Source organism: Candidatus Zixiibacteriota bacterium (assembly GCA_036480375.1).
In the GTDB taxonomy this organism is placed as follows: domain Bacteria; phylum Zixibacteria; class MSB-5A5; order GN15; family JAAZOE01; genus JAZGGI01.
Map to the genome: position 1 here is coordinate 14,543 of JAZGGI010000012.1, position 20,674 is coordinate 35,216.

19 protein-coding genes and 1 tRNA gene are annotated in these 20,674 nt (G+C 43.1%); 8 read left to right on the forward strand and 12 right to left on the reverse strand.

The genetic code is table 11. The annotated features are described in order from the left end of the window. Positions 1 to 7 precede the first annotated feature (7 nt). The 4 genes from V3V99_02500 (at position 8) to V3V99_02515 (ending at position 3,244) form a co-directional block, all read left to right on the forward strand. Entirely contained in the window at positions 8 to 784 is a 777-nt protein-coding gene (locus V3V99_02500; protein MEE9441522.1) for a 2Fe-2S iron-sulfur cluster-binding protein, read from the forward strand. Next, positions 781 to 1,194 (forward strand): 4Fe-4S dicluster domain-containing protein, encoded by a 414-nt coding sequence (locus V3V99_02505; GenBank protein MEE9441523.1) that lies wholly within the window; start codon positions 781 to 783, stop codon positions 1,192 to 1,194. The genes V3V99_02500 and V3V99_02505 overlap by 4 nt, the downstream gene beginning before the upstream one ends. Before the next feature lie 166 nt (positions 1,195 to 1,360). Continuing rightward, positions 1,361 to 2,188 (forward strand): hypothetical protein, encoded by an 828-nt coding sequence (locus V3V99_02510; GenBank protein ID MEE9441524.1) that lies wholly within the window; start codon positions 1,361 to 1,363, stop codon positions 2,186 to 2,188. Between the two features lie 210 nt (positions 2,189 to 2,398). After that, the gene (locus tag V3V99_02515) at positions 2,399 to 3,244 is read left to right on the forward strand and encodes a hypothetical protein (GenBank protein MEE9441525.1); all 846 of its coding nucleotides are present in this window, start codon (positions 2,399 to 2,401) and stop codon (positions 3,242 to 3,244) included. Positions 3,245 to 3,329: 85 nt separating this feature from the next. On the opposite strand, the gene V3V99_02520 is transcribed toward V3V99_02515, so the two are convergent. From V3V99_02520 to V3V99_02530, 3 genes are all read right to left on the reverse strand, one after another. Next, on the reverse strand, positions 3,330 to 3,794 hold the full coding sequence (locus V3V99_02520; GenBank protein ID MEE9441526.1) for a Mut7-C RNAse domain-containing protein: 465 nt from the start codon (positions 3,792 to 3,794) through the stop codon (positions 3,330 to 3,332). Between the two features lie 102 nt (positions 3,795 to 3,896). Further along, positions 3,897 to 4,481 carry a hypothetical protein gene (locus tag V3V99_02525; protein ID MEE9441527.1) on the reverse strand — a complete coding sequence of 195 codons (585 nt, stop codon included), beginning with the start codon at positions 4,479 to 4,481 and terminating at the stop codon, positions 3,897 to 3,899. A gap of 21 nt (positions 4,482 to 4,502) precedes the next feature. Beyond that, on the reverse strand, positions 4,503 to 4,772 hold the full coding sequence (locus V3V99_02530) for a hypothetical protein (GenBank protein MEE9441528.1): 270 nt from the start codon (positions 4,770 to 4,772) through the stop codon (positions 4,503 to 4,505). Positions 4,773 to 4,864: 92 nt separating this feature from the next. Between V3V99_02530 and V3V99_02535 the strand changes: the two genes are divergently transcribed. Further along, positions 4,865 to 5,209 carry an arsenate reductase family protein gene (locus V3V99_02535; protein ID MEE9441529.1) on the forward strand — a complete coding sequence of 115 codons (345 nt, stop codon included), beginning with the start codon at positions 4,865 to 4,867 and terminating at the stop codon, positions 5,207 to 5,209. Between the two features lie 44 nt (positions 5,210 to 5,253). On the opposite strand, the gene V3V99_02540 is transcribed toward V3V99_02535, so the two are convergent. Continuing rightward, complete coding sequence (locus tag V3V99_02540; GenBank protein MEE9441530.1) at positions 5,254 to 6,396, reverse strand: metallophosphoesterase; 1,143 nt, start codon at positions 6,394 to 6,396, stop codon at positions 5,254 to 5,256. 213 nt (positions 6,397 to 6,609) lie between these two features. Between V3V99_02540 and V3V99_02545 the strand changes: the two genes are divergently transcribed. After that, the gene (locus V3V99_02545) at positions 6,610 to 10,452 is read left to right on the forward strand and encodes a PAS domain S-box protein (GenBank protein ID MEE9441531.1); all 3,843 of its coding nucleotides are present in this window, start codon (positions 6,610 to 6,612) and stop codon (positions 10,450 to 10,452) included. 2 nt (positions 10,453 to 10,454) lie between these two features. Here the strand turns inward: V3V99_02545 and V3V99_02550 are convergent, their stop codons facing one another. The 3 genes from V3V99_02550 to V3V99_02560 all read right to left on the reverse strand — a co-directional run bounded on the left by V3V99_02550 (position 10,455) and on the right by V3V99_02560 (position 15,705). Next, on the reverse strand, positions 10,455 to 11,648 hold the full coding sequence (locus V3V99_02550) for a threonine synthase (GenBank protein ID MEE9441532.1): 1,194 nt from the start codon (positions 11,646 to 11,648) through the stop codon (positions 10,455 to 10,457). 113 nt (positions 11,649 to 11,761) lie between these two features. Then, complete coding sequence (locus V3V99_02555; GenBank protein ID MEE9441533.1) at positions 11,762 to 14,473, reverse strand: pitrilysin family protein; 2,712 nt, start codon at positions 14,471 to 14,473, stop codon at positions 11,762 to 11,764. A 344-nt stretch (positions 14,474 to 14,817) separates the two neighbouring features. Beyond that, complete coding sequence (locus V3V99_02560; GenBank protein MEE9441534.1) at positions 14,818 to 15,705, reverse strand: hypothetical protein; 888 nt, start codon at positions 15,703 to 15,705, stop codon at positions 14,818 to 14,820. Positions 15,706 to 15,762: 57 nt separating this feature from the next. Between V3V99_02560 and V3V99_02565 the strand changes: the two genes are divergently transcribed. Together V3V99_02565 and V3V99_02570 are read left to right on the forward strand one after the other, a co-directional pair. After that, positions 15,763 to 16,020, forward strand: a complete 258-nt coding sequence (locus V3V99_02565) for a hypothetical protein (protein MEE9441535.1) — start codon at positions 15,763 to 15,765, stop codon at positions 16,018 to 16,020. A 57-nt stretch (positions 16,021 to 16,077) separates the two neighbouring features. Next, positions 16,078 to 16,797, forward strand: coding sequence for a hypothetical protein (locus tag V3V99_02570; GenBank protein MEE9441536.1), 720 nt, complete (start codon positions 16,078 to 16,080; stop codon positions 16,795 to 16,797). Positions 16,798 to 17,094: 297 nt separating this feature from the next. Here the strand turns inward: V3V99_02570 and V3V99_02575 are convergent. From V3V99_02575 to gap, 5 genes are all read right to left on the reverse strand, one after another. Then, positions 17,095 to 17,176 (reverse strand) — tRNA-Leu (locus V3V99_02575). Between the two features lie 17 nt (positions 17,177 to 17,193). Beyond that, positions 17,194 to 17,613 carry a preprotein translocase subunit SecG gene (gene secG, locus V3V99_02580; protein MEE9441537.1) on the reverse strand — a complete coding sequence of 140 codons (420 nt, stop codon included), beginning with the start codon at positions 17,611 to 17,613 and terminating at the stop codon, positions 17,194 to 17,196. A gap of 15 nt (positions 17,614 to 17,628) precedes the next feature. After that, complete coding sequence (gene tpiA, locus V3V99_02585) at positions 17,629 to 18,387, reverse strand: triose-phosphate isomerase (protein MEE9441538.1); 759 nt, start codon at positions 18,385 to 18,387, stop codon at positions 17,629 to 17,631. A gap of 22 nt (positions 18,388 to 18,409) precedes the next feature. Next, a complete protein-coding gene (locus V3V99_02590; protein ID MEE9441539.1) occupies positions 18,410 to 19,606 on the reverse strand; it encodes a phosphoglycerate kinase in 1,197 nt (398 codons plus the stop codon). 72 nt (positions 19,607 to 19,678) lie between these two features. After that, positions 19,679 to 20,674, reverse strand: a complete 996-nt coding sequence (gene gap, locus V3V99_02595) for a type I glyceraldehyde-3-phosphate dehydrogenase (GenBank protein MEE9441540.1) — start codon at positions 20,672 to 20,674, stop codon at positions 19,679 to 19,681.

Sequence of the window (20,674 nt, forward strand, 5' to 3'; positions counted from 1 at the left end):
GTGTTTTATGTTGAATATGCAAATAAATGGAAAGATGGTTAAAGCCGTAGAAGGCGAATATATCCTGAATACAATTAGGCGTGAAGGGATTGATATCCCGGTTCTGTGCGATCATAAGGCATTGGAACCATGTGGAGCCTGCCGCCTGTGTATGGTGGAAATTTCAAAGCCCGAATGGGATGGGTGGACCAGGCATGTGACTTCCTGCTTGTATCCTGCTGAAGAAGGCTTGATAATAAATACGCATACACCGCAAGTGACGGAAATCCGCCGCACTATTCTGGATTTGTATCTGGCTCGATGTCCCAATTCGGATGTCATTCAAAAAATGGCGGGTGAGTATGGGATACAAAAAACGAGCTTTGAAACTATTCCCGACGGCGATAACTGTATTATGTGCTACGCCTGTACTCGGGCCTGTGAAGTCCTTGGCAAAAGCGCTATATCGGCCGTTCAGCGTGGCCCGGATAAAGCGATCGCTCCACCGTTTGATAAAGAGCCGCCTGATTGCATCGGATGTTTAAGTTGCGCTCATGTATGTCCGACCAATGTAATCGAATGGAACGAAAGTAACGGTACCCGGACGATTTGGAATAAGAAATTCGAGATGATTTCTTGTGCAAAATGCGGCAAAACGACAACGACCCGGGAATTTGCCGAATATATCATCGAAAAGCGGGATATACCCAAAGAGTATTTTGATATCTGTGATGACTGTAAACGAACGGAGCTGGCTCAAAAAATGGGCCGTCTCGTTGACGGGGCAAAGGAGGTGGCGATATGATTACTTACAGATTTATCGTCAATCCTTCGCTATGCACCGGATGCCGTACTTGCGAGCTGGCCTGCGCTTTTACCCATACTCAGGATCGCAAACCGGGGAGGAGCAGAATCTATCCGATTGCCTACGGCCCCGACAAATATGTTCCGGTCGCCTGTTTGCAATGCGATGACGCCGCCTGCGTTAAATCATGCATGTTTGATGCCTTAAAGCGCAACGAAATCACCGGCGCGATTGATCTCGACCGTGAACGGTGTGTCAAGTGTATGGCCTGCGTTGCGGCCTGTCCCTTCGGATGCGCCCTGGCCGACGACGTCCACGACGAAGTCGTAAAATGCGATATTTGCCACGGGACTCCGGCGTGTGTTCAGTTTTGCCCGACCAAGGCGCTGGAGTATAAAAAAATAGGTTAATACATTCTCTCAGACCTGGTAAAACAATAACTCATATAAAACCGATTGACAATCAATCGGCTTTTTATTCGGATAACAAAAATATCGTCTTGGTTGACTAAAAAGCGAAATCTTTTTATATAGGTACATTAAAGGGTGATAAATATTGCATTTGTGAGGTGGTTTTGTGATACGATATAGATTCATCGACAAGAAGATCATAGCCTATTTATTTCTATTTGTATTGGCCCTTTTGTTTTTTGGAGGCTGCGAGGAAGAGGAATCGGAAAATTTAATACCTAAGTATCAGGACTGGGCTATCAAAGGGCATGGCCATTTTATTTTCCACATTTCCCCGAAATCAAGATGGACTGCCAAATACAAAGAAATTTCTGAGGGTTATGAAAAGTTCTTAAGAGAAATATGCGTCCTGCTTGAAATGCCCATTCCCAATGATACGATTCATATGTATATCTATAATCCCGGTAAAGAAGCGAAGGAGATAACCGGTCGAGAAACACCCTGGTCAAATAATACGGAAATTCATTGGGGAGATAAGTACCCTTACGGGTATGAATTGACCAAATTCCTCCTGAGAAAAAAGGGGATCAAAGACGGCAAATTTAAAGCAATGAACGAAGGTGTTCCTTTTCTTTTGGATTTTTCTTCAAAAAATTATCATGATAAAACCAATCGCAGATTCAATTCGGGTACTCTTGTCAGCCTGTCAGGTCTGGGCGATAACAATAAACTCGATTCTCTCGATTTTGCGACCAGGCGAGCCGAATCGGCGTCATTCTGCGGTTTCATAATGTTCAATTATGGTCTGGATCGATTATTCATGATCCATCAGACTTCCGCCGATTGGAAGGACGCGATTGAGACTATCTTCCAAATGCCGATTGAACGGTTTGAACAGTTGTGGCTCGATTTTGCCCGCGAAAACAGTAACGATCCGGAAGGTCTGGTTGAGGATGATCCGGACCCGGATATGCGGATAATCAGGAATGAATAAAAAAGAATCGGGGATGATCGCACACACCTTTTAGAGGAAACGGATGAAAAAAATTGCGCGAATTCCCGGCTACGGAAATTTTAAATATGACGGACCGGATGACAGAAAAATTTAGGCGTTAAGTTTTGAACCCGAACGACAATTATATTGTATAAATTATTAAGAGCGACATATCAGGTCGGACGAGTAAATTTCCCCAAAGGAGTAATTGTGAAAAAGATATTTCAACCCGTGTTTTTCATCATTTTTATTCCAATCTTATTGATTGCATGCGGCCCTAAAACCGGCTTAGATTTAAGCGATGGCAAATTATGTAATCCGCATTCACTCGAAATCGATTCCACCGGCAGTCATTATACGCGTATCGCCTGGAATCCGGGATGTCCGGGAGTTCGTATCATGCGGGGATTTAATATCTATCTTTCACCGACTCCGATCGTAAGCGAATATTCAGGACATGAGTTACCTGAATCAATCAAACCGTATAATAACGAAACCTATCCGGGCGATCCGGAAGGAAATGAAAAACATGAAACGTTTGAATTTAAAGACTTACCACTGGCGGAAAGATATTACGCTCATGTCAGGGTGATTAACAGCGATGGCTCATTATCTTTGCCGTCTAATGAAATCGAAATCGTTCAGATGCCCCAGGGAATTATGACTTTGGGCGTATCATATTCCGGAAATAACGAGGGGTTTAGCTTTGAAAATGACGCCTATTGCGGAACTGATGATGTCGAGAATGACCTCTATTTTTATTCAAAGAACGGTTCCGATTATCTTTGTTCGCCAGCCCGAATCAGCGCCGTAAACCGAGCCAATAAAATATATTTTCTGGGACAGGGCGAATCTTTGGGCGATGTCTCAAACATTTCATCCAGGGGAGAGTCAGTCCAAAAAATCGCGATGATCCCCGGAGAAATATTCGTCATTGAAACCGAAGACGGATACTTTGCCAAATTACGTTTGATACGAATGACGGGTTCAGGAGATTATCGAACGGCCGTGTTTGAGTATTTCTATCAGGCTCCGATCAAAAAAGGGGTAGCTTAACCTCAGACGTTTGGGAATAAAAGAAAAAGATACGACGTTACTCCTGCTTTCATGCCTTTTTGCTCCGGCGGTTCTGCGCCGGAATTCAAATATCTAATATGCCATGCTGTTTTAATATTGCCAGCATGGCTTTGGCATGCGAGCCGTGCCAGTAAATTCGTTTGCATTTCGGACACTGGCGGAAATTATCGTGATGCTCATAAGTATAAGGATAAATCAGATTTTTTATAGACTCTTTTGTCACGGATATTGTTGGTATGTTATCTTCAAGGCATCTCTTAAAAAACTTCTCTTTATCTAATATCAAATTAAAGTTCGAAATAACCTGCTTTAATTGCAGCGACCACTGATCGTATTCTATCAGCAAAAATTCGCGAACAAGGGTTTTCTCGATTATTTTTCTGTCGCGCGTAAGAATGGTCCTGTTTTCATCAAGAGAAATTCCAATTAAACGGCTGTTGGAAATATCATTTTCATACATCACATCACAACCGACCAATCGAAGATACCTGGCCAATTTCCCCAGATTGTCGTCGCATATAAATTTCATATTACTTTCAGGATTTGGTGTTTCAGATAATATAATACACTTCGCCAAATATAATACGAATTAAGCTGTTGGATTTATTCTCAATGTAAAATTTAGAAATGACTATTTATCGGAATTATTTTTCTCGGGAAATTCCGGATGCGGGATAAAATTTAGTTTTATTGGCGTTCCATATTCGTCGGAGGGAGGTTCTATCGCCAATTCCCGGGCCAGAATTGCAGCCCCGCAGGCATTGAGAGCATCTATCAGTTCGCCATCCCTGAAAGTCTGCGCCCAGACGGTATGTTTGGCTCTCAAGTTTTCATTGAATTCTCCGGTATATTCCTTTTCAATTCGTTTCTGGAATCGGCGCTCGTCATCCTTCCAGCCGGTATGGACGCATATAATATATGTTTCCCGGGATTTAATATCAAGCGGTTCAAGGATTGATATCAGGTAACGATTGTGCGACGTATAGAATTTAACCGATAACCTCACTTTCGTCCCCGAAGTAGGAATGTCTTCCGACGGTTCTTCTGCGGACAAATAGATCCAATCTTCCCAGCTATCGACTTGACCGTATCCCGGAAATTTCATTTGATTTAGCCAGGCGAGAAATTCATTCCGGGTTTTCTCGATATCCATCAACGGCAGCTCCTGCTGAAGCTGATCCGCTACCGCTTTTTTTGCTTCTTTGCTTACCGACATAGATTAATCAATCCCAGCGCATTATTTCTTGACCATTTTTTTTAAAGCCATTGAATTATCCCATTTATTGCCAAGATATTCTGAAATTGCCATATCAATTAACTTTTGGACCGGTTTCTTTTCGAAATGGGATATAACTTCCAGTTTACCCAGATGTTCTTTACGCAGCCAGATCGATTTCTTTTTCCAGGCTTGTCCTTTGCGGTCGATTTTTTCATCGGCGATATACATTGTTTTATCCACCGGAGCGGATTTGTTTTTCTCAAATTCTTCCTGTTTTATAATACCCATTTTTCCTCCGCCTGAATTTTCCTCATTATTTTATTATCGGCAAATACTAATTTTTTATATATATGACCGGAGTAATATCGGAGAGAGGAAAGTTGATGATACAGATTTTTGGAACTCGAAAATGTAAAAATACGCGAAAGGCAGATAGGTTTTTTAGGGAGCGTGGCGTCAAAATTCACTTTGTGGATTTAAGGGAAAAGGGAATAAGCCCGGGAGAATTAAAATCCATATCGAATTCAATCTCGCTGGAAGATTTAATTGATACCAAGGGGAGAGAATATGAAAAGAACAATCTTAAATATATGAAATTCAATATTGCCGAAGAACTTCTTAATAATCCATTATTATTTAAAACTCCTATCGCTCGATTTAAAGGAAGAGCCACAGTTGGCAACCAGCCCGAAACCTGGAAAGAGTGGATTAAAGAAATAGATTAAATAATTCGCCTAATAAGAAGTAGTATGGTCAATTATGTGTAGCGTCAATCTGTGAGCCGTATGCGTTCCCCCTTGGGATTGACCTTATAAAACTGTCCTGATTCCCAAAGTAATCCTTGAAAATAACCAAGCTCATCAAGAGGAATATGAATCGCATAAATTTTCCCATTGCGCAATCGTGTAATTTCATCCACATGAGTGTGCCCGACTATCACCGAATTAACGCCATAAAATTCTAAGATTCCGTCGATTTCATCATTGCTAACCATTGGGTATCTATTTTCCTTCCCATAATGAAAACCCCGATACCAAAAGGGACCAAGACTTCCGAACATTATCATTGCCCGGGGATGAAATGCTCTCTGACTTGATCGTAGCTCCAGAAAATCCCTCGCCATTCTGTTAATCGCACTTATTGTCCATCCAGAATCAACAAGAGGCGGATAAAGACCGCCATGAACAAATAGAATATCATTGATTTTTATCACAGTATTTTTACTTCTTATCCATCTGCCAATTTCCATATCGGGTCCGTATAAATCCTGATGCCTGATTCTTGATTTTTTGACAATCCCTTTTTTATACTTGTTATTGACGTATCGATTATCGTCAATTAAAATCATCAGCTCGTGATTACCGAGGAGAAAATGGACTTTTCCGCCCTGTTGATTGGCTTCCCGTTCAAGGTTATAAATCAGCCACAAACATTCGGTAACATACTCGCCCCTGTCAAAAACATCTCCATTTATGACCAGATGCCCGTTACCCCAAATCCAGTGATTAAGAGAATCTATTATCTCCGCTCCTCGCAATAATTCAACAAGATAGAAATACTCGCCATGGATATCGCTAACGGCGAATATTTTCGCAACATCCCTGTAAGTTTCAGGAGGGGGCTTATGCAGGCCGTTAAATATTGTATATGTTGTGAGGGAATCGTAATATAAGCCCTTGAACGTAATGCTGTCATTGACTATCCGCCTGGAGCTAACATAATTATTTTCAGAAACATAAAGGATCATTATTGTTGTGTCGTTTTCCCAGCAGATATAGGGGCCATCGTTTATATTAACTTCAGAGTTAAGTGAATCATAATTGTTTTCCGCATTCGCGTAATAAGGAAACAGGGATATGGTAAAAAGAAAGCAAATAATCGCGATTGTTCGGAGAGCAAAATTATAATTCACACATCACCTCGTCAAATAACAGGATGACCTTGTCGTGCCTCAAGTTAATCTCTAATCCAGTTAGTGACAAGCAATTTAATAAACGCAACGGGAAAAATGTTAGATTATATAGCTCAAGGAACCGACAGGTTTTCCGATAAATTTATTATAGGAATTATATTTCGGGGGCATAGGATTTATACTGCCACCTGGACTTCGCCAGTGGGATCTTATATGGGAAAATCACATAAATCACGCAAAGGCGTGTATTATCTATATTTAAAGATAGCTTTGGCGAGCCTTATCATCGCCTCTTTGACAGCCTATGGTCTGCAAATTGGAAAAAGATTGGGCTATAATTATTTGCCATTAATTGATGCTTCCATGGAAATCAAGTTGGAAATCACCAACGCTCACCTCTGGCTTGAAGAAATTCTCAGCGGAGACCGCGATAAAGATATAGAAATTGTACGGTCATCGTTGGCAAAAGCTGATTGGTATGTTACGGCAATGCTTGAGGGGGGAGAGAACAATGAAGAGAAGTTCATTCCTATTGAAGACAAAACTTTGAGAATAACCTTAACTTCCATTCAAACAAAATTAATAGAATTTAAACGAATTTCTGAACTAAGATATAATATCCGAGACGGTTCGGAACCGGGAACAGAAATTGATAGGCAATTCGACCGAGTATTTCACGAAATTGTGGCGGTTACGGACAAAGCCGAAACATATCTGCAGAGTTTGTATCAAAAAGAGCTATTTACTTTCCGTATTATCCAGGTCGCTCTAATGCTTTCATACATTATCCTGGCGATGTGGGTGGCCTATATTCTGAATCGATATGAAGCAACTAAGAGAAGAGATTTTGACGCTTTAAACAATATTAAGGAGTCGCTTGACGAGGAATTATCATGCAGAAAAAATATTGAGACCGCTTTGCGGGAATCTGAAACCCGCTATCGTAATTTGATAGAAAGCGCGGATGATGTTATCTTTACGCTCTCGCGGGAAGGAAAAATTCTATCGCTTAACAGAGCCTTTGAAAAGATAACCGGATGGCATCGGAAAGAGTGGATTGGTAAAAGCTATGAAAAATTAATTCATCCCGAGGACCTGGAAGTTTCAGGCAAAGCACTCATTGATAGTTTTGAAGGCAAAACGGTCCCAACTCATGAACTGCGTATCATGACCAAGAAAGGCGATTATTTAGTCGGCGAATTCCGGATTTCGGTAATTGTGGATAATAAGGGTCGAGTAAGCATTTTGGGAATTGCACGCGATATTATGGAACGTAAGAGAATACAAAAGGCCTTAGATCAAACGGAAAAGAAATACCGGACACTTATAGAAAATCTACCTATCGGGGCTTTCCGTTCAACCGTAGATGGAAAAGTGCTCTCTGCCAATCCGGCTCTGGTAAATATGCTGGGATATGAATCTGCAGATGAGTATAAAGATATTCCCGCACAGGTGTCTTATTTAAATCCCGAACGGAGAGATATATTTATAGACGAATTGAAGAAAACAGGCCGAGTTGAGAATTATGAAAGCCAGATGGTTCGCAAGGATGGTTCGGTGATCTGGGTGTCATCAAGCGTTCATGCAGTCCATGATGAAGATGGCAAAATCATATATTTTGACGGCATCGAAAGAGATATTACAGAGCGGAAGCGTATTGAGACCGAACAAAATATCCTCTTTGACATTTCTCGATTATATTTAACATCCGAGAAAAGTGAGAGCTTTTACAATGAAATCGCCGAAATGCTCACGACCAGACTACAATTTCCCATATCCTTTATAGAATTATTGGATGAGGAAAAAGGTGAAATGGTTATTATGGGATCTTCGGGATTCGAACCGGACAAAACTACTCCGCTGCGTTTACCAATTGAAAAATCCCCTTCCGGTGAAGTGGTAATTCGCGGTATCGTGTCAAAACAGAATAATCTTGGTCCTCAATCTTGCCATCATATCGATTCACTAAACAATTCAGAGATTAAATCCTTAGTTTCCGTACCGATAAAGATGCGTCACGAAATAATAGGAACGTTATCGGTTGCCAGTCCTTTCGACCGGATATTGAATGATTCGTTGGTTAGGTCGCTCAAAGTAATTGCCGATTTTATCGGCCTTATCATCGACCGCTCTCACACCGAAGACGCTCTCATGCAATCTGAGTCTAATTTCCAGGAACTGTTTAATTCGGTTACGGAAGGAATTGGCATCGTCGATGAAAATGAAGTTGTCCGGTTTTGTAATCCCGCGTATGTGCAATTATTTGAAGAAGATTCAATTGAAAAAGTAATCGGGAAATCGCTCCTTGAATATATACCCGATGGACATAAGCAATTTCTTCAGAAGCAAACGAATAGAAGGAAACAGAATACGTCGTCACAATACGAAATGGAAATTATTACCGCAAAAAATAATTTAAAAACAGTTTATGCATCGGTCTCTCCTCGCTTTGACTCAGACGGAAATTATATCGGGGCGTTTGGAGCGGTTTTTGATATTACCGATCTCAAAAGGGCGGAAGAAGAAATTCGAAAGTTCAAAGCCATTTCGGATAATGCATCATTTGGGGTAATTATTACAGATTCAGAAGGAGATATTCAATACACAAATAAAAGTTTTGCATCAATGCATGGCTATCCTGACAGAGATGTCCTTAATAGAAACATAAATATATTTTTATCACAACATGAACTGGAAAAATTTCGTGATGCGATAACGAATTTGATGAAATCCGGGAATTTTGAATCGCTTGAGTTCAATCATACGCACGCGGACGGTCGATCGTTTGCTACCTTAATGAACGGCGTCGTGATTAAGGGTAGAGGCGGTCACGTAAAAAATGTCGCATTATTTACGACTGATATCAGCAGCACTAAGCAATTACAGGAATTTGCCGAGCGGGCTAAACGTCTTGAGTCCGCGGGAAGAATAGCCGGTCAGGTAGCTCATGATTTTAATAATTTGCTGGGCCCGCTGCTTGCTTATCCCGAGTTAATGAAAGATGAGTTGCCGTCTAATCATCCGGTTTTGGAAATGGCGGAAGCAATGGAAAGCGCCGCCGCGCAAATCGCCGCGATAAACCAACAGTTATTGACCTTAAGTCGGCGAGGACATTATAATTTGGAACCGATTAATCTAAATGATATAATTAATCGGGTTCTCGATCAAAACACTGAAATTATTAAGGGTATTTATATTGAGACGCTTCTGGAAAAAGGGCTGAATTATATAAACGGCGGAGAATCTCAAATTTTCAGAGTCCTCTCAAACTTAATCAGCAATGCGACCGATGCCATAATTAACCGCGGTAAAATATCAATCAAATCGGAAAACTGGTACACTGATTCTTATTCGGGTCGTTTGACAAAGATTCCCAAAGGGGATTATGTTAAGATTACAATTTATGATACAGGCTGTGGCATTCCTGAAAATATTATTTCAAAAATATTTGAGCCTTTCTTTTCGACCAAGGCCGCTGACAAAAAAAAAGGTTCAGGTTTGGGTTTGAGCGTGGTTCATAATGTCGTTACCGATCATAATGGGTTTATTGATATCCAAAGCTCCGAAGAAAAGGGTACGATATTCTATCTCTATTTCCCCGCCTTAAAAGAAGTTATAATTAAGCGTGATAATGATGAGGTTATCGGAGGGGGGGAAAAGATATTAATTATTGACGACGATGATTTGCAAAGAGAAGTCACCTCCAGACTATTAAGGAAACTGGGATATTATTCCAGTTCCGCCGGAAGTGGTGAAGAAGCCATAGAAATATTAAAGAAAGAATCCTCGGATCTGTTGATTATAGATATGGTTATGCCTAACGGTATGGACGGCACGAAAACATTGAAGGAAGCCTTAAAAATAAATCCCCATCAAAAAGCGATTATCGTATCAGGATTTTCCGAATCGAATCGGGTGAAAAAAGCCCTGGAACTTGGGGCCGGTACATTTGTCAAAAAACCCTTGCTTTTAAAAACGCTTGCCAATGCGGTACGCAAAGAACTCGATCGAAAAATCGAAACTCCCTCCAAACATGCGGAAGCAATTATAAGATAAATTTATACTTGAGGCATATGTTTTGCGAGGATGTCGAGATACTTATATCCGCTTCCGGTTACAAATATCACGACCCGATCAGTCCTTTTAATAAAATTCTCCGACAATAGTCGCTTCAATCCGGCCAGGCAGGCTCCTCCCTCGGGGGATGAAAAGATGCCTTCCCTTTGGGCCAGGTTTATTGTTTCGGTCATAATGCTTTCATCCGATACCGCTATCGCCATACCGTTGCTTTCACGAACCGCATGCAGTATCAGAAAATCCCCGACAGCTCCCGGCACTCGAAGGCCGGCCGCCAGGGTTTGGGGATTTTGCCATTCGTCGGCCGAGTTTTTCCCTTCAGCAAAAGCCTTTGGAATTGGCGCACAGCCTTCGGATTGAACCGCAATCATTTTGGGACGCCTGGAGCCGATCCAACCCATTTTTTCCATTTCATCGAAAGCCTTCCACATTCCAATAAGCCCGGTTCCTCCTCCGGTCGGATAGATTACTACCTCAGGAAGGTCAAATAAAAAATGCTCGACCAGTTCATATCCCATCGTTTTTTTGCCTTCGATTCGGTATGGCTCTTTCAAAGTTGCGATGGAAAACCAGTTTTCCTCTTTGACCAGTTGCGCGGCCCGGAGCCCGCAATCTTTAATTGATCCTTCAACCTGCTCTATTTCGGCGCCATGATAAACGGCATCAACCAAAAAAGGCGCCGGAACATCCATGGGCATGATTATTTTGCACTTTATTCCAGCTTTCGCGGAATAAGCGGCCAGAGCGGACCCGGCATTCCCGGCGGTAGGAATAATAACCTTGTCAATGCCAAGTTCTTTGGCTCGTGAAACCGCCATACCCAGACCGCGAGCCTTGAAAGAGCCGGTTGGATTCACAGTTTCATCTTTTAGATACAGGCCGTCAAGTCCCAGTTCACGCCCAATATTCAACGCCGGTATTAAAGGTGTCCCGCCTTCTCCAAGATTAATACAATTGAGGCTATCCTGAACCGGCAACATTTCTTGAAATCTCCACATATCAGGATTGCGTTCCGTGAGCATGGATGGCTTTAGGAGTTTTGCCGCTTTGTCACAATCATATTCAACCAGAAGCGGTCCTCCGCACGGGCAAAGATTCATAATAGTGTTTAATTCAAATTGCGATTGGCACTTAGGACATTGTAAATATTTTGCGGCTGAATTGGTCTGCGACATTATAACCTCAAGTTTGGAATGTACAGATGTATTTCAATGATTAAATCTTATTGCCTAAAATAAAAATGGAAAGGGAAGGAGCGTTTCCTTCCCTTCCTGTTCAATTAATTTGATTAAAGAGCGATAACTTCACCCAGGTTTAGCTCCTTAAGGCCTTCTTCGATCTTTTCTCTATCGCCGACTACGACAATAATCAGTTTATCGGGATGGATATACTTTTTGGCCAAAGTCTTGGCATCATCCAGGGTAATATCCTCAACTCGTTGATTATAAGTCTTCCATGAATCAAGAGGTCTGCCAAAAGTTATCAGGTTTTGAAGTCGACGAGTAATGCCACGTAGCGATTCAAATCCCTGGGGATAGCTTTTAATGCTACCCTGCTTGCTATTGGCAAGTTCATCGTTTGATAGAGGACGGGATTCATTGATGTCGGTTATCTCTTTTACCATTTCAAAAACCGATTCTTTGGTGTATTGCGAATGAACCTGGGTTGACGCCACAAATATACCCGTTTCCCGGTTAATTTGAAATCTTGAAGAAGCCCCATAGGTATAGCCTTTATCTTCACGAAGATTCAAATTTATTCGGCTCGTAAATTGCCCTCCCAGGGGACGATTCAAGATGTTAATAGGAGTCAATAATTCAAAATCATCAAGTTCGACAGTGTTTCCCATCACAATTGCCGATTGCGCCGCGCCCGGTTTATCGACGATGTAAATTTTGGTTTCTCCAATGGGATTCGGTGTGGGAAGCTTAGATATTGAAGCATCGCCCTTCTTCCAATCCTTAAGTACGTTATTGAGTTTCTGCTGGGCTTCACTCAGGCTGATATCACCGGCAATCACAATAGTCGCCGCATCAGCCGTATAGTAGTCATTACAAAAATTAACGATATCGTCACGGGTTATATTCTCAAGCGTTTCCTTCGTACCGGTCCCTGAAGTGGGTTGACCGAATGGATGTGATTCGCCATATATAAGCTTTGCGAAAGTGTTATTCGCCACCGTCGTCGGGCGCGATTTCGATTGCCTTATTCGACCGAGATAGTTTTTCTTTTTGCGCTCCAATTCTTCCTCGGGGAATGATGGATTCAAAATAATATCGGCCATCAGGTCAAGTGCCGGATTAAGATTCTTCTTGAGGACATTTAGCGATATTGTCGTATTGGTTTGGCCGGAGCTGGTTCGTAAATTGGCGGCCAACATATTTATTTCATCGCTGATCTGCAAAGATGTGCGAGAAGAAGTTCCCTCATCCAATAAATCCGCGGTTAGATTGGCCAGGCCAAATTTATCAGTCGGATCGAGATTTCTTCCTCGAATGATAGAGACGCTCATTTGAATCAGGGGCAAACGATTATCCTCGACCAGATAAATTTCGATTCCGTTTGAAAGCGTCCCCTTTTGGATTTCAGGGGGAGTAAACGATACGTCACCATCCGGTCCGGGATGGGCAGAGCGCTCGGGTAATGTTTCGGACGCCTTTAATTCACCCTGCGGAACAATATGCAACACAACTCGGTTATTTAAATCGATATATTTTCGGGCAACTTCGTTAACACCCTCGATAGTAGCGTTTGCGTATCTATCCATATCGTATTTCAGCATATCGGGTGAACCCAAAAATGTATTATAGCTGTTCAGCGTATTGGCTCTTCCTCTAAAACCGCCTACATTTTCGAGCCTTCTAATGAAACCCGCTTCAAATGTTATTTGCGCTTTTTTTAGTTCATCAGCAGTGATGCCTTGTTCCAGAAAAATTCTCAGTTCTTCGTTGATCGCCTGTTCCAACTCCTCAAGAGTGTGTCCGGCGCGTGCCGTAGCAATGATTTCAAAACTACTGCCTAAAGTCCGAGAGGCTTGAAAGGCAACAATGTCCTGAGCGATTTGTTTTTCATATACCAGAGATTTGTATAGTCGCGAAGTTCTTCCGCTGCTCAGAGCCGATGCAATAATGTCCATCTCTCCGTCTCCCGGAGCGTAATAAGGCGGAGAAAACCACGCATAATAAAGGCGGGGTAATTGCACATTATCTTCATATACCGTCCTTTTTTCACCGTTCAATATGGGCGTATATATTTGCAGGCGTTCAATCGGAGGGCCGGGGGGGATAGGAGCGAAATACTTCTCTACCAATGCCCTGGCTTTATCCTGAGAAAAATCTCCGGCTATACATAATGAGGCGTTGTTGGGAGCGTAATACATTCTGAAGAATTCTTTGGCATTCTCCAGCGTCGCGGCAGTTAGGTCATCCAGACTTCCGATAACCGTCCAGGAATACGGGTGGTCGGGCGGGTAGAGCATACTGAGTTTTATTTCATTGGCTCGGCCATAAGGCTGATTATCAACGCCCTGACGTCTTTCATTCTTAACGACATCCTTTTGAGTATCCATACGTTCCTGTGTCAAAGCGTCGAGCAAATAACCCATGCGATCGGATTCCATCGCCAGGGCCAACTCCAGATAATTGCTGGGGACATTTTCCCAGTAATTCGTACGGTCATTTGATGTTGATCCGTTGACGGCCCCACCAATTGACTGCAAAGGTTCGAAATACTCATCGTCAAATTGAGGGCTGCCTTGAAACATCAAATGCTCAAAAAGATGGGCAAAGCCGGTTCTTCCGGGTTTCTCATTTTTGGATGCGACATTGTACCAGATATTTACGGAGACCATTGGGATGGCATGATCCTCGTGCAGGATCACATCAAGTCCGTTGGGCAGAGTGTATTTCTCGAATTTTAGTTCCGGTGTATCACCGGCGAACACGGAAACTGAGAATAGCATCAAACAGATAATTAATGCTGAGAACTTAAACTTTACCATGATGACTCCTTGCCGTTAAATTAATCCTGGTATGGGTCTGAACAGATTGTTTATATATCGATATGTCCATAATAAAACTATGCCAACGTGTCAAAGTGCATTATACAAATCAAGAAAATATTAAGGAAAGAATGTAGCAAATTATCCATAAAATTGCAAAGAGTATATGGAATTTTTGACGGCTTTTTGGGGATTTAATTTAAATCCTATGAACGATTCTCGGACCATTCGGTTTGAATTTCCACGCTTAAGAGCTTATCAAGTCGGGAAATATATGGCAGGAGTCTTGACTTAATCGTCCGCCGCTCCTGCCCAACTTTACCATATCTTATAGAAACAAGTGGTCAAAATGTCGATATCCAGTTTCTCAATTCTTGCCACTCCTGATATTCCTTATCGTTTATGATTATACGGGGTATTTTTCCGTCATGAATATCTGAATACCCTGAAGCGCCCCCAGCTTCGGGTTTCTTGAAAAATGACGAAACTCTTTTTGAACCTATTAACAGCCATGTGTTAGATAAAATCCATACAATACCGATTATTATGTCTATTACCTGATATGACACCGGTGTCATGTCCATGAGGAATTCAAATATTCCTTGGATCCCCAATTTAATAATTGATTCAAAGATGGCAAACGACATTGCCGATGTTCCGATCCCGAGCCCGAGCAGTAATGATACAAACTTCTTCTTGATCTTCCACTTCCTGATAACAAATTGATACAATGTTTCGACGATACCGTCGTAAAAAACTCCTCTTCTCTTAAGAATTAGACTGTCATCCGTGTTTTCAATATCAAATTTACTCGGGCATTCTCCGGCAACACGGAGAAAGACTTCTTTAATTCTGTCTTCGGGAAATCCCGTATCCGATGCGAGCCATCTCGAAGACAGCCATCTTTTCCTGCGATTCTCATAATAGTTATCGATAATTTTGATAATGATGAAATCCCCGGGGTATTTGTCGGCCAGTGTGAAGAGTCCTTTGATTTTTGGCATGTCTTTGAAATGTATTAACTGGAGAACGGCGTGATCCTCATAGACCTCATCGACGAATTTCTGTGGATTTGTCTCAGCAATGATATGAAATACCTTCTTGATTTTGCTTTCCTGCAACGCCGTGGCAAAGGCAAAAACGCCCGAATGCAGCCTGGTCTTTTCCTGCTTGGTAATATAATAATCAACCAAGGAAATAATGATGCGATCATCGGGATAGAGTATACACATATTACTTAGCTCCAACGTTGTACAGGTTTCCAGATTCACGCCTCTGAAGAGTAATAAGTGGTTGGACTCGTCTGGCTCAGTGATGAACTTTTCTGGGTAATTTATGGCGGTGCGCATTGTCCAAGCGAATTATCCATACTTTTGGATTTACCCTTACACTATGTTGATCAACTCGTAAAGGATATGGTGGCGGAGGGTATTCTTGAAAGATTTGATGAAAAACTCCCTCATGGCATCCAATATAGGGAAAACCAAAAGCCAGTTCGAATTGCTAAGTCATCGCCGATTGAATACATTGGTTTACTTGCCGGATAGATATTTTCCTCAGTCATTTAAAATTGCATTATCCCTGAAGAGGAGGGGGAAATTAGCGTGGCAATTCCATATGTTCCGTTTGTTGGGATTTTTATTGGTGCGGTATTGGGCTTATTATATGACTTCAAAACAAATCCCGAGGAAAATATATCCGGTTTTAGTTTTACTCAATTAGTAATTAGAGATCCATTCGCGATACTCCTTTTTTCTTTCAGAAGGGCAGGTTTACCAATTATTGTTTTATTTATCTCGCTTATAATTAAGGATGGACTCATTGAATGGCCACATTGGAATAATCTATTAGTTTTGATGCCCGGTGCCGTGGCAGGATTCTACCAATCGCCGTTATTATTTCGAATTATCAATCTGTTTATAAAATTTAAAAAACCAAAATCGCATTCCTATATAACAAAGAGCTTAACCGATTATGTTTATCGTGAACGCAAATACCTAATCCAGAAAGCCTATGAATTACGCAGGTATGAGGTCATGAAAGTTTATGGTATGCCGGGAGATATTGGACGAGAAAAAAGAAAAAAGGCCAGACAGTTATATGAATTGAATAAGGTTCACCTTGCTCAAAGATTCGGCAAAGACCGGATTCGCAAAACAAATGAATTTACCGAACAATTGGATTTGTTATTTGGGCATCTGGGATGTGTTGAATTTTCTAAAAGAATGGAAGACGAAATCGACTTTGCCTGGGATGGCATAGAAAGACGATCCAATTCTGATCCGGATGAAGACTCACCCAAGAGACGAAAACTTGACGATTAAACCAACCGATGGTCTATGGCATTTAACAATCACGCATTTTTTGTTGATGAGGGCACGATTTGACAACGTGAAGAATCCCCCTTTTCCCCAGGCCCACGCTGATAATAGAAATTAAATAGATCGGTTCGAGGAGTGGATATTATATTTTAAACCGCCCGCATGGAGGAATGGACGGTTTGGATATTAAAGGCAAATATTTCCACACACATTATGCCACATAGTAACTCTGTGGCAATAAAAACTTTAAATAGTACCTTTAAGTATCCATTGCAATTTATTGTATATCAATAATTTAAATGCGGAAGGGGGGATTTGAACCCCCACGAGTTTCCCCGCCACCCCCTCAAGATGGTGCGTCTACCGATTCCGCCACTTCCGCATTAATATAATCTTATCTTACTGGGAATCAGGCACCGGGTCTTCCGCGGGGGGAATATTGAAAATATCCTCGGCCGCCTCGCCCTGCTGTTGTACTGCCTCAGTCGCCTGCTGCTGCGCGGCCGCTTCCTGCTGACGTTGCATATCTTCCTGGGCCTCTCGGGTTACGGCCGATTCGCCGGGAAGAACCGTCGAAGCTCCGCCACGCCCGGCCGACATCAACGACAGCCCCAGGCATGATACCATATAAAATACCGCCAGAAACGTCGTCGCCCTGGATAAAAACGAAGCGGCGCCGCGACCGCCGAACACCGCTCCCGAAAGAGCGCCGCCGCCGAACGCGCCGGCCAGTCCTTCACCCTTCGCCGACTGCATCAAAACCACGATAATTAGCAGAATGCAGATTACCACATGAATCATAATCATAATTGTAAACACCGTTTGTACCTCCGGTTATTTCATCATCGCCTTGACAATCGCCGCGAATTCATCCGCTTTCAAACTGGCTCCGCCTATCAGCGCGCCGTCAATATTTTCTTTGGCAAATAATCCTTCGGCGTTCGATGATTTCACCGACCCGCCATACAGAATCGACACCTCTTCAGCAATCGTCTTATCGAATTTATCGGCCAGAAGCTTACGGATATGAACGTGAACTTCTTCAGCCTGCTCCGGCGACGCCGTCTTGCCGGTTCCTATAGCCCAAACCGGTTCATACGCAATCACCGTCTTTTCCAAATCTTTCTCAGAAAAAGAATCGAGCGAGCCGTAAATTTGCTCCTCGATCACGTTTTCCATTTTCCCCGCTTCTCTCTGCTCCAGAGTCTCACCAACGCAAACAATCGGAATCAGTCCCGCTTCCAAAGCCTTTTTGGCCTTGCCATTAACCGCTTTATCCGTTTCCGCAAACAGAATCCGTCTCTCAGAGTGGCCCAATATAACATAGGTGCATCCGCTTGTCAACAGCATTTCAGCCGAGATCTCGCCGGTATAAGCCCCCGAATCGGCTTCGTGCATTGTTTGTCCGCCAACTTTTATCTCACTGTCCTTGAGTAGCATAGAAACTTCAGTTAAAGCAGTGAATGCAGGACAAACAAGGACGATCGGGTCTTTGACCAGACCCACTTCACTTTTGATACCATCCGCCAGCGCCCTGGCTTCGACGATGGTTTTATTCATTTTCCAGTTACCGGCTATTATTTTCTGTCTCACATCAAACTCCTTTTACGGCTATTTAGGCGTCGGTCAGAGCGGCTATTCCGGGTAGAGTTTTGCCTTCCAGAAATTCGAGCGAAGCCCCTCCCCCGGTCGATATATGCGAAATCCTGTCTTTGACGCCGGCCTTGATAGCCGCCGCCGAAGAGTCGCCTCCCCCGATTATTGAAACCGCTCCGTTATCGGTCGCCTGCGCCAATTGACCCGCCAATCCTATCGTACCCAACGAAAACTTCTCAACCTCAAAAACACCCATAGGACCGTTCCAGACGATGGTTTTGGATGACGCGATAATCTCGGAAAACTTCTTCAATGTTTCCGGCCCGATATCGAGTCCTTTCATTCCGGTCGGGATATCATCGACATTGACGACCATCACATCGGCATCTTCGGCCAGTTCATCGGCAACGATACAATCGGTGGGAATCACAAAATTGACAGAGCTATTTTTGGCTTTTTCCAGAATGTTTTTGGCCAGGTCGAGTTTATTTTCTTCGAGGAGCGAATCACCGATTTCTTCGCCCATTGCTTTTAAAAAAGTAAACATCATGCCGCCGCCGATTAATAAATTATCGACTTTGTTAAAGAGATTATTGATGACATCTATTTTGCCCGAAATTTTGGCTCCTCCGAGAATAGCGGTAAAGGGCTTTTCCGGTGACGCTAACGCTTGCCCCAGATATTTCAATTCCTTTTCAATTAAAAACCCCGCCGCCGCTTTTTCGAAGAATTTGGCAACGCCTTCGGTTGAGGCGTGAGCTCGATGAGCGGTTCCAAAAGCGTCATTTACATACATATCCGCCAGCGCGGCCAGCTTTTTGGCAAAATCGGAATCATTTTCGGTTTCTTCTTTATGATAACGGAGGTTTTCCAGCAGGAGACATTGGCCGTCCTGAAGATCGGATGCCTTTTGATCGGCTTCAGTTCCAATACAATCGGATGCGAATTTTACCGGCTTGCCCAAAAGGTCAGCCAGATGTTCGGCCACGGGACGCAGGCTCATTTCCGGAACGATTTTTCCCCTGGGGCGCCCCAGATGGCTGCACAGGATGACCCGTCCGCTATCGCCCAAAATTTTCTTTACGGTTGGAAGCGAGGCGACAATTCGGGTATCATCGGTTATTTTTTGATTGGCATCCAGGGGAACATTATAATCGACCCGAACGAGTACTTTTTTCCCCGAATAGTCTATATCCCTGATTGTCAGCTTATTCATAACCACCTCATACAAACCGCCCGACGTATCATACGTCAGGCGGCTTTATGTATTATTTCACGGAGGAAAAGACTAGCCCATCATGCGGGCGACCATCTCGACCATGCGATTGGAAAAGCCCCACTCATTATCGTACCAACTGAACACTTTGGCGAATTTTCCGGAGACCATTGTCATTGGCGCATCAAATATCGAGGAATGCGGATTTCCGGCAATGTCTATCGAAACGATTGGCTCCTCGGTGTATTCGAGAATGCCTTTTAGCGGTCCTGCCGCGGCCTTCTTGACAGCCGCGTTAAGTTCTTCTTTAGTTGTTTCTTTTTCGAGAATTACAACCAGATCCACAATGGAACCGGTTGGGGTTGGAACACGAATGGAGCAACCATCCATCTTCCCTTTCAATTGGGGCAATGCCAATGCGATAGCCTTAGCTGCACCGGTTGTCGTCGGAATCATTGACAACGCCGCTGAGCGAGCCCGCCTGAGGTCCTTATGCGGCGCGTCAAGCAAACGCTGGTCGCTGGTATAAGCATGCGTCGTTGTCATAAATCCCTTTTCGATACCGAAATTATCCACCAGCACTTTGCATACGGGAGCGAGGCAATTGGTTGTGCACGACCCGATCGTAATAACATCATGATTTTTCGGATCGTAGTCGCTATCATTGACACCCAAAATAAACGTACCGTCAATTTCCTTGCCCGGGGCCGAAATTAATACCTTTTTGGCTCCGGCTGTGATATGCCTGGAGGCATCGGCTTTGCTTCTGAATAAACCGGTCGACTCAACGACAATATCGGCGCCCAGTTTCCCCCACGGTAGTTTGGCCGGATCTCTCTCGGCGCTTAGAGGAATCCTCTTGCCATCAACAATGATTATCCCGTTTTCGCTGGAAACGTTTTTTGAGAATTTTCCCTGCGATGAGTCGTATTTCAAAAGATGCGCCATTGTTTCGGCGCTGGCAATATCATTTATTCCAACGACATCAATGTCGTTATTATCGCAGGCGGCGCGAAACACCAGGCGGCCAATCCTGCCAAATCCATTAATCCCAACCTTTACAGGCAT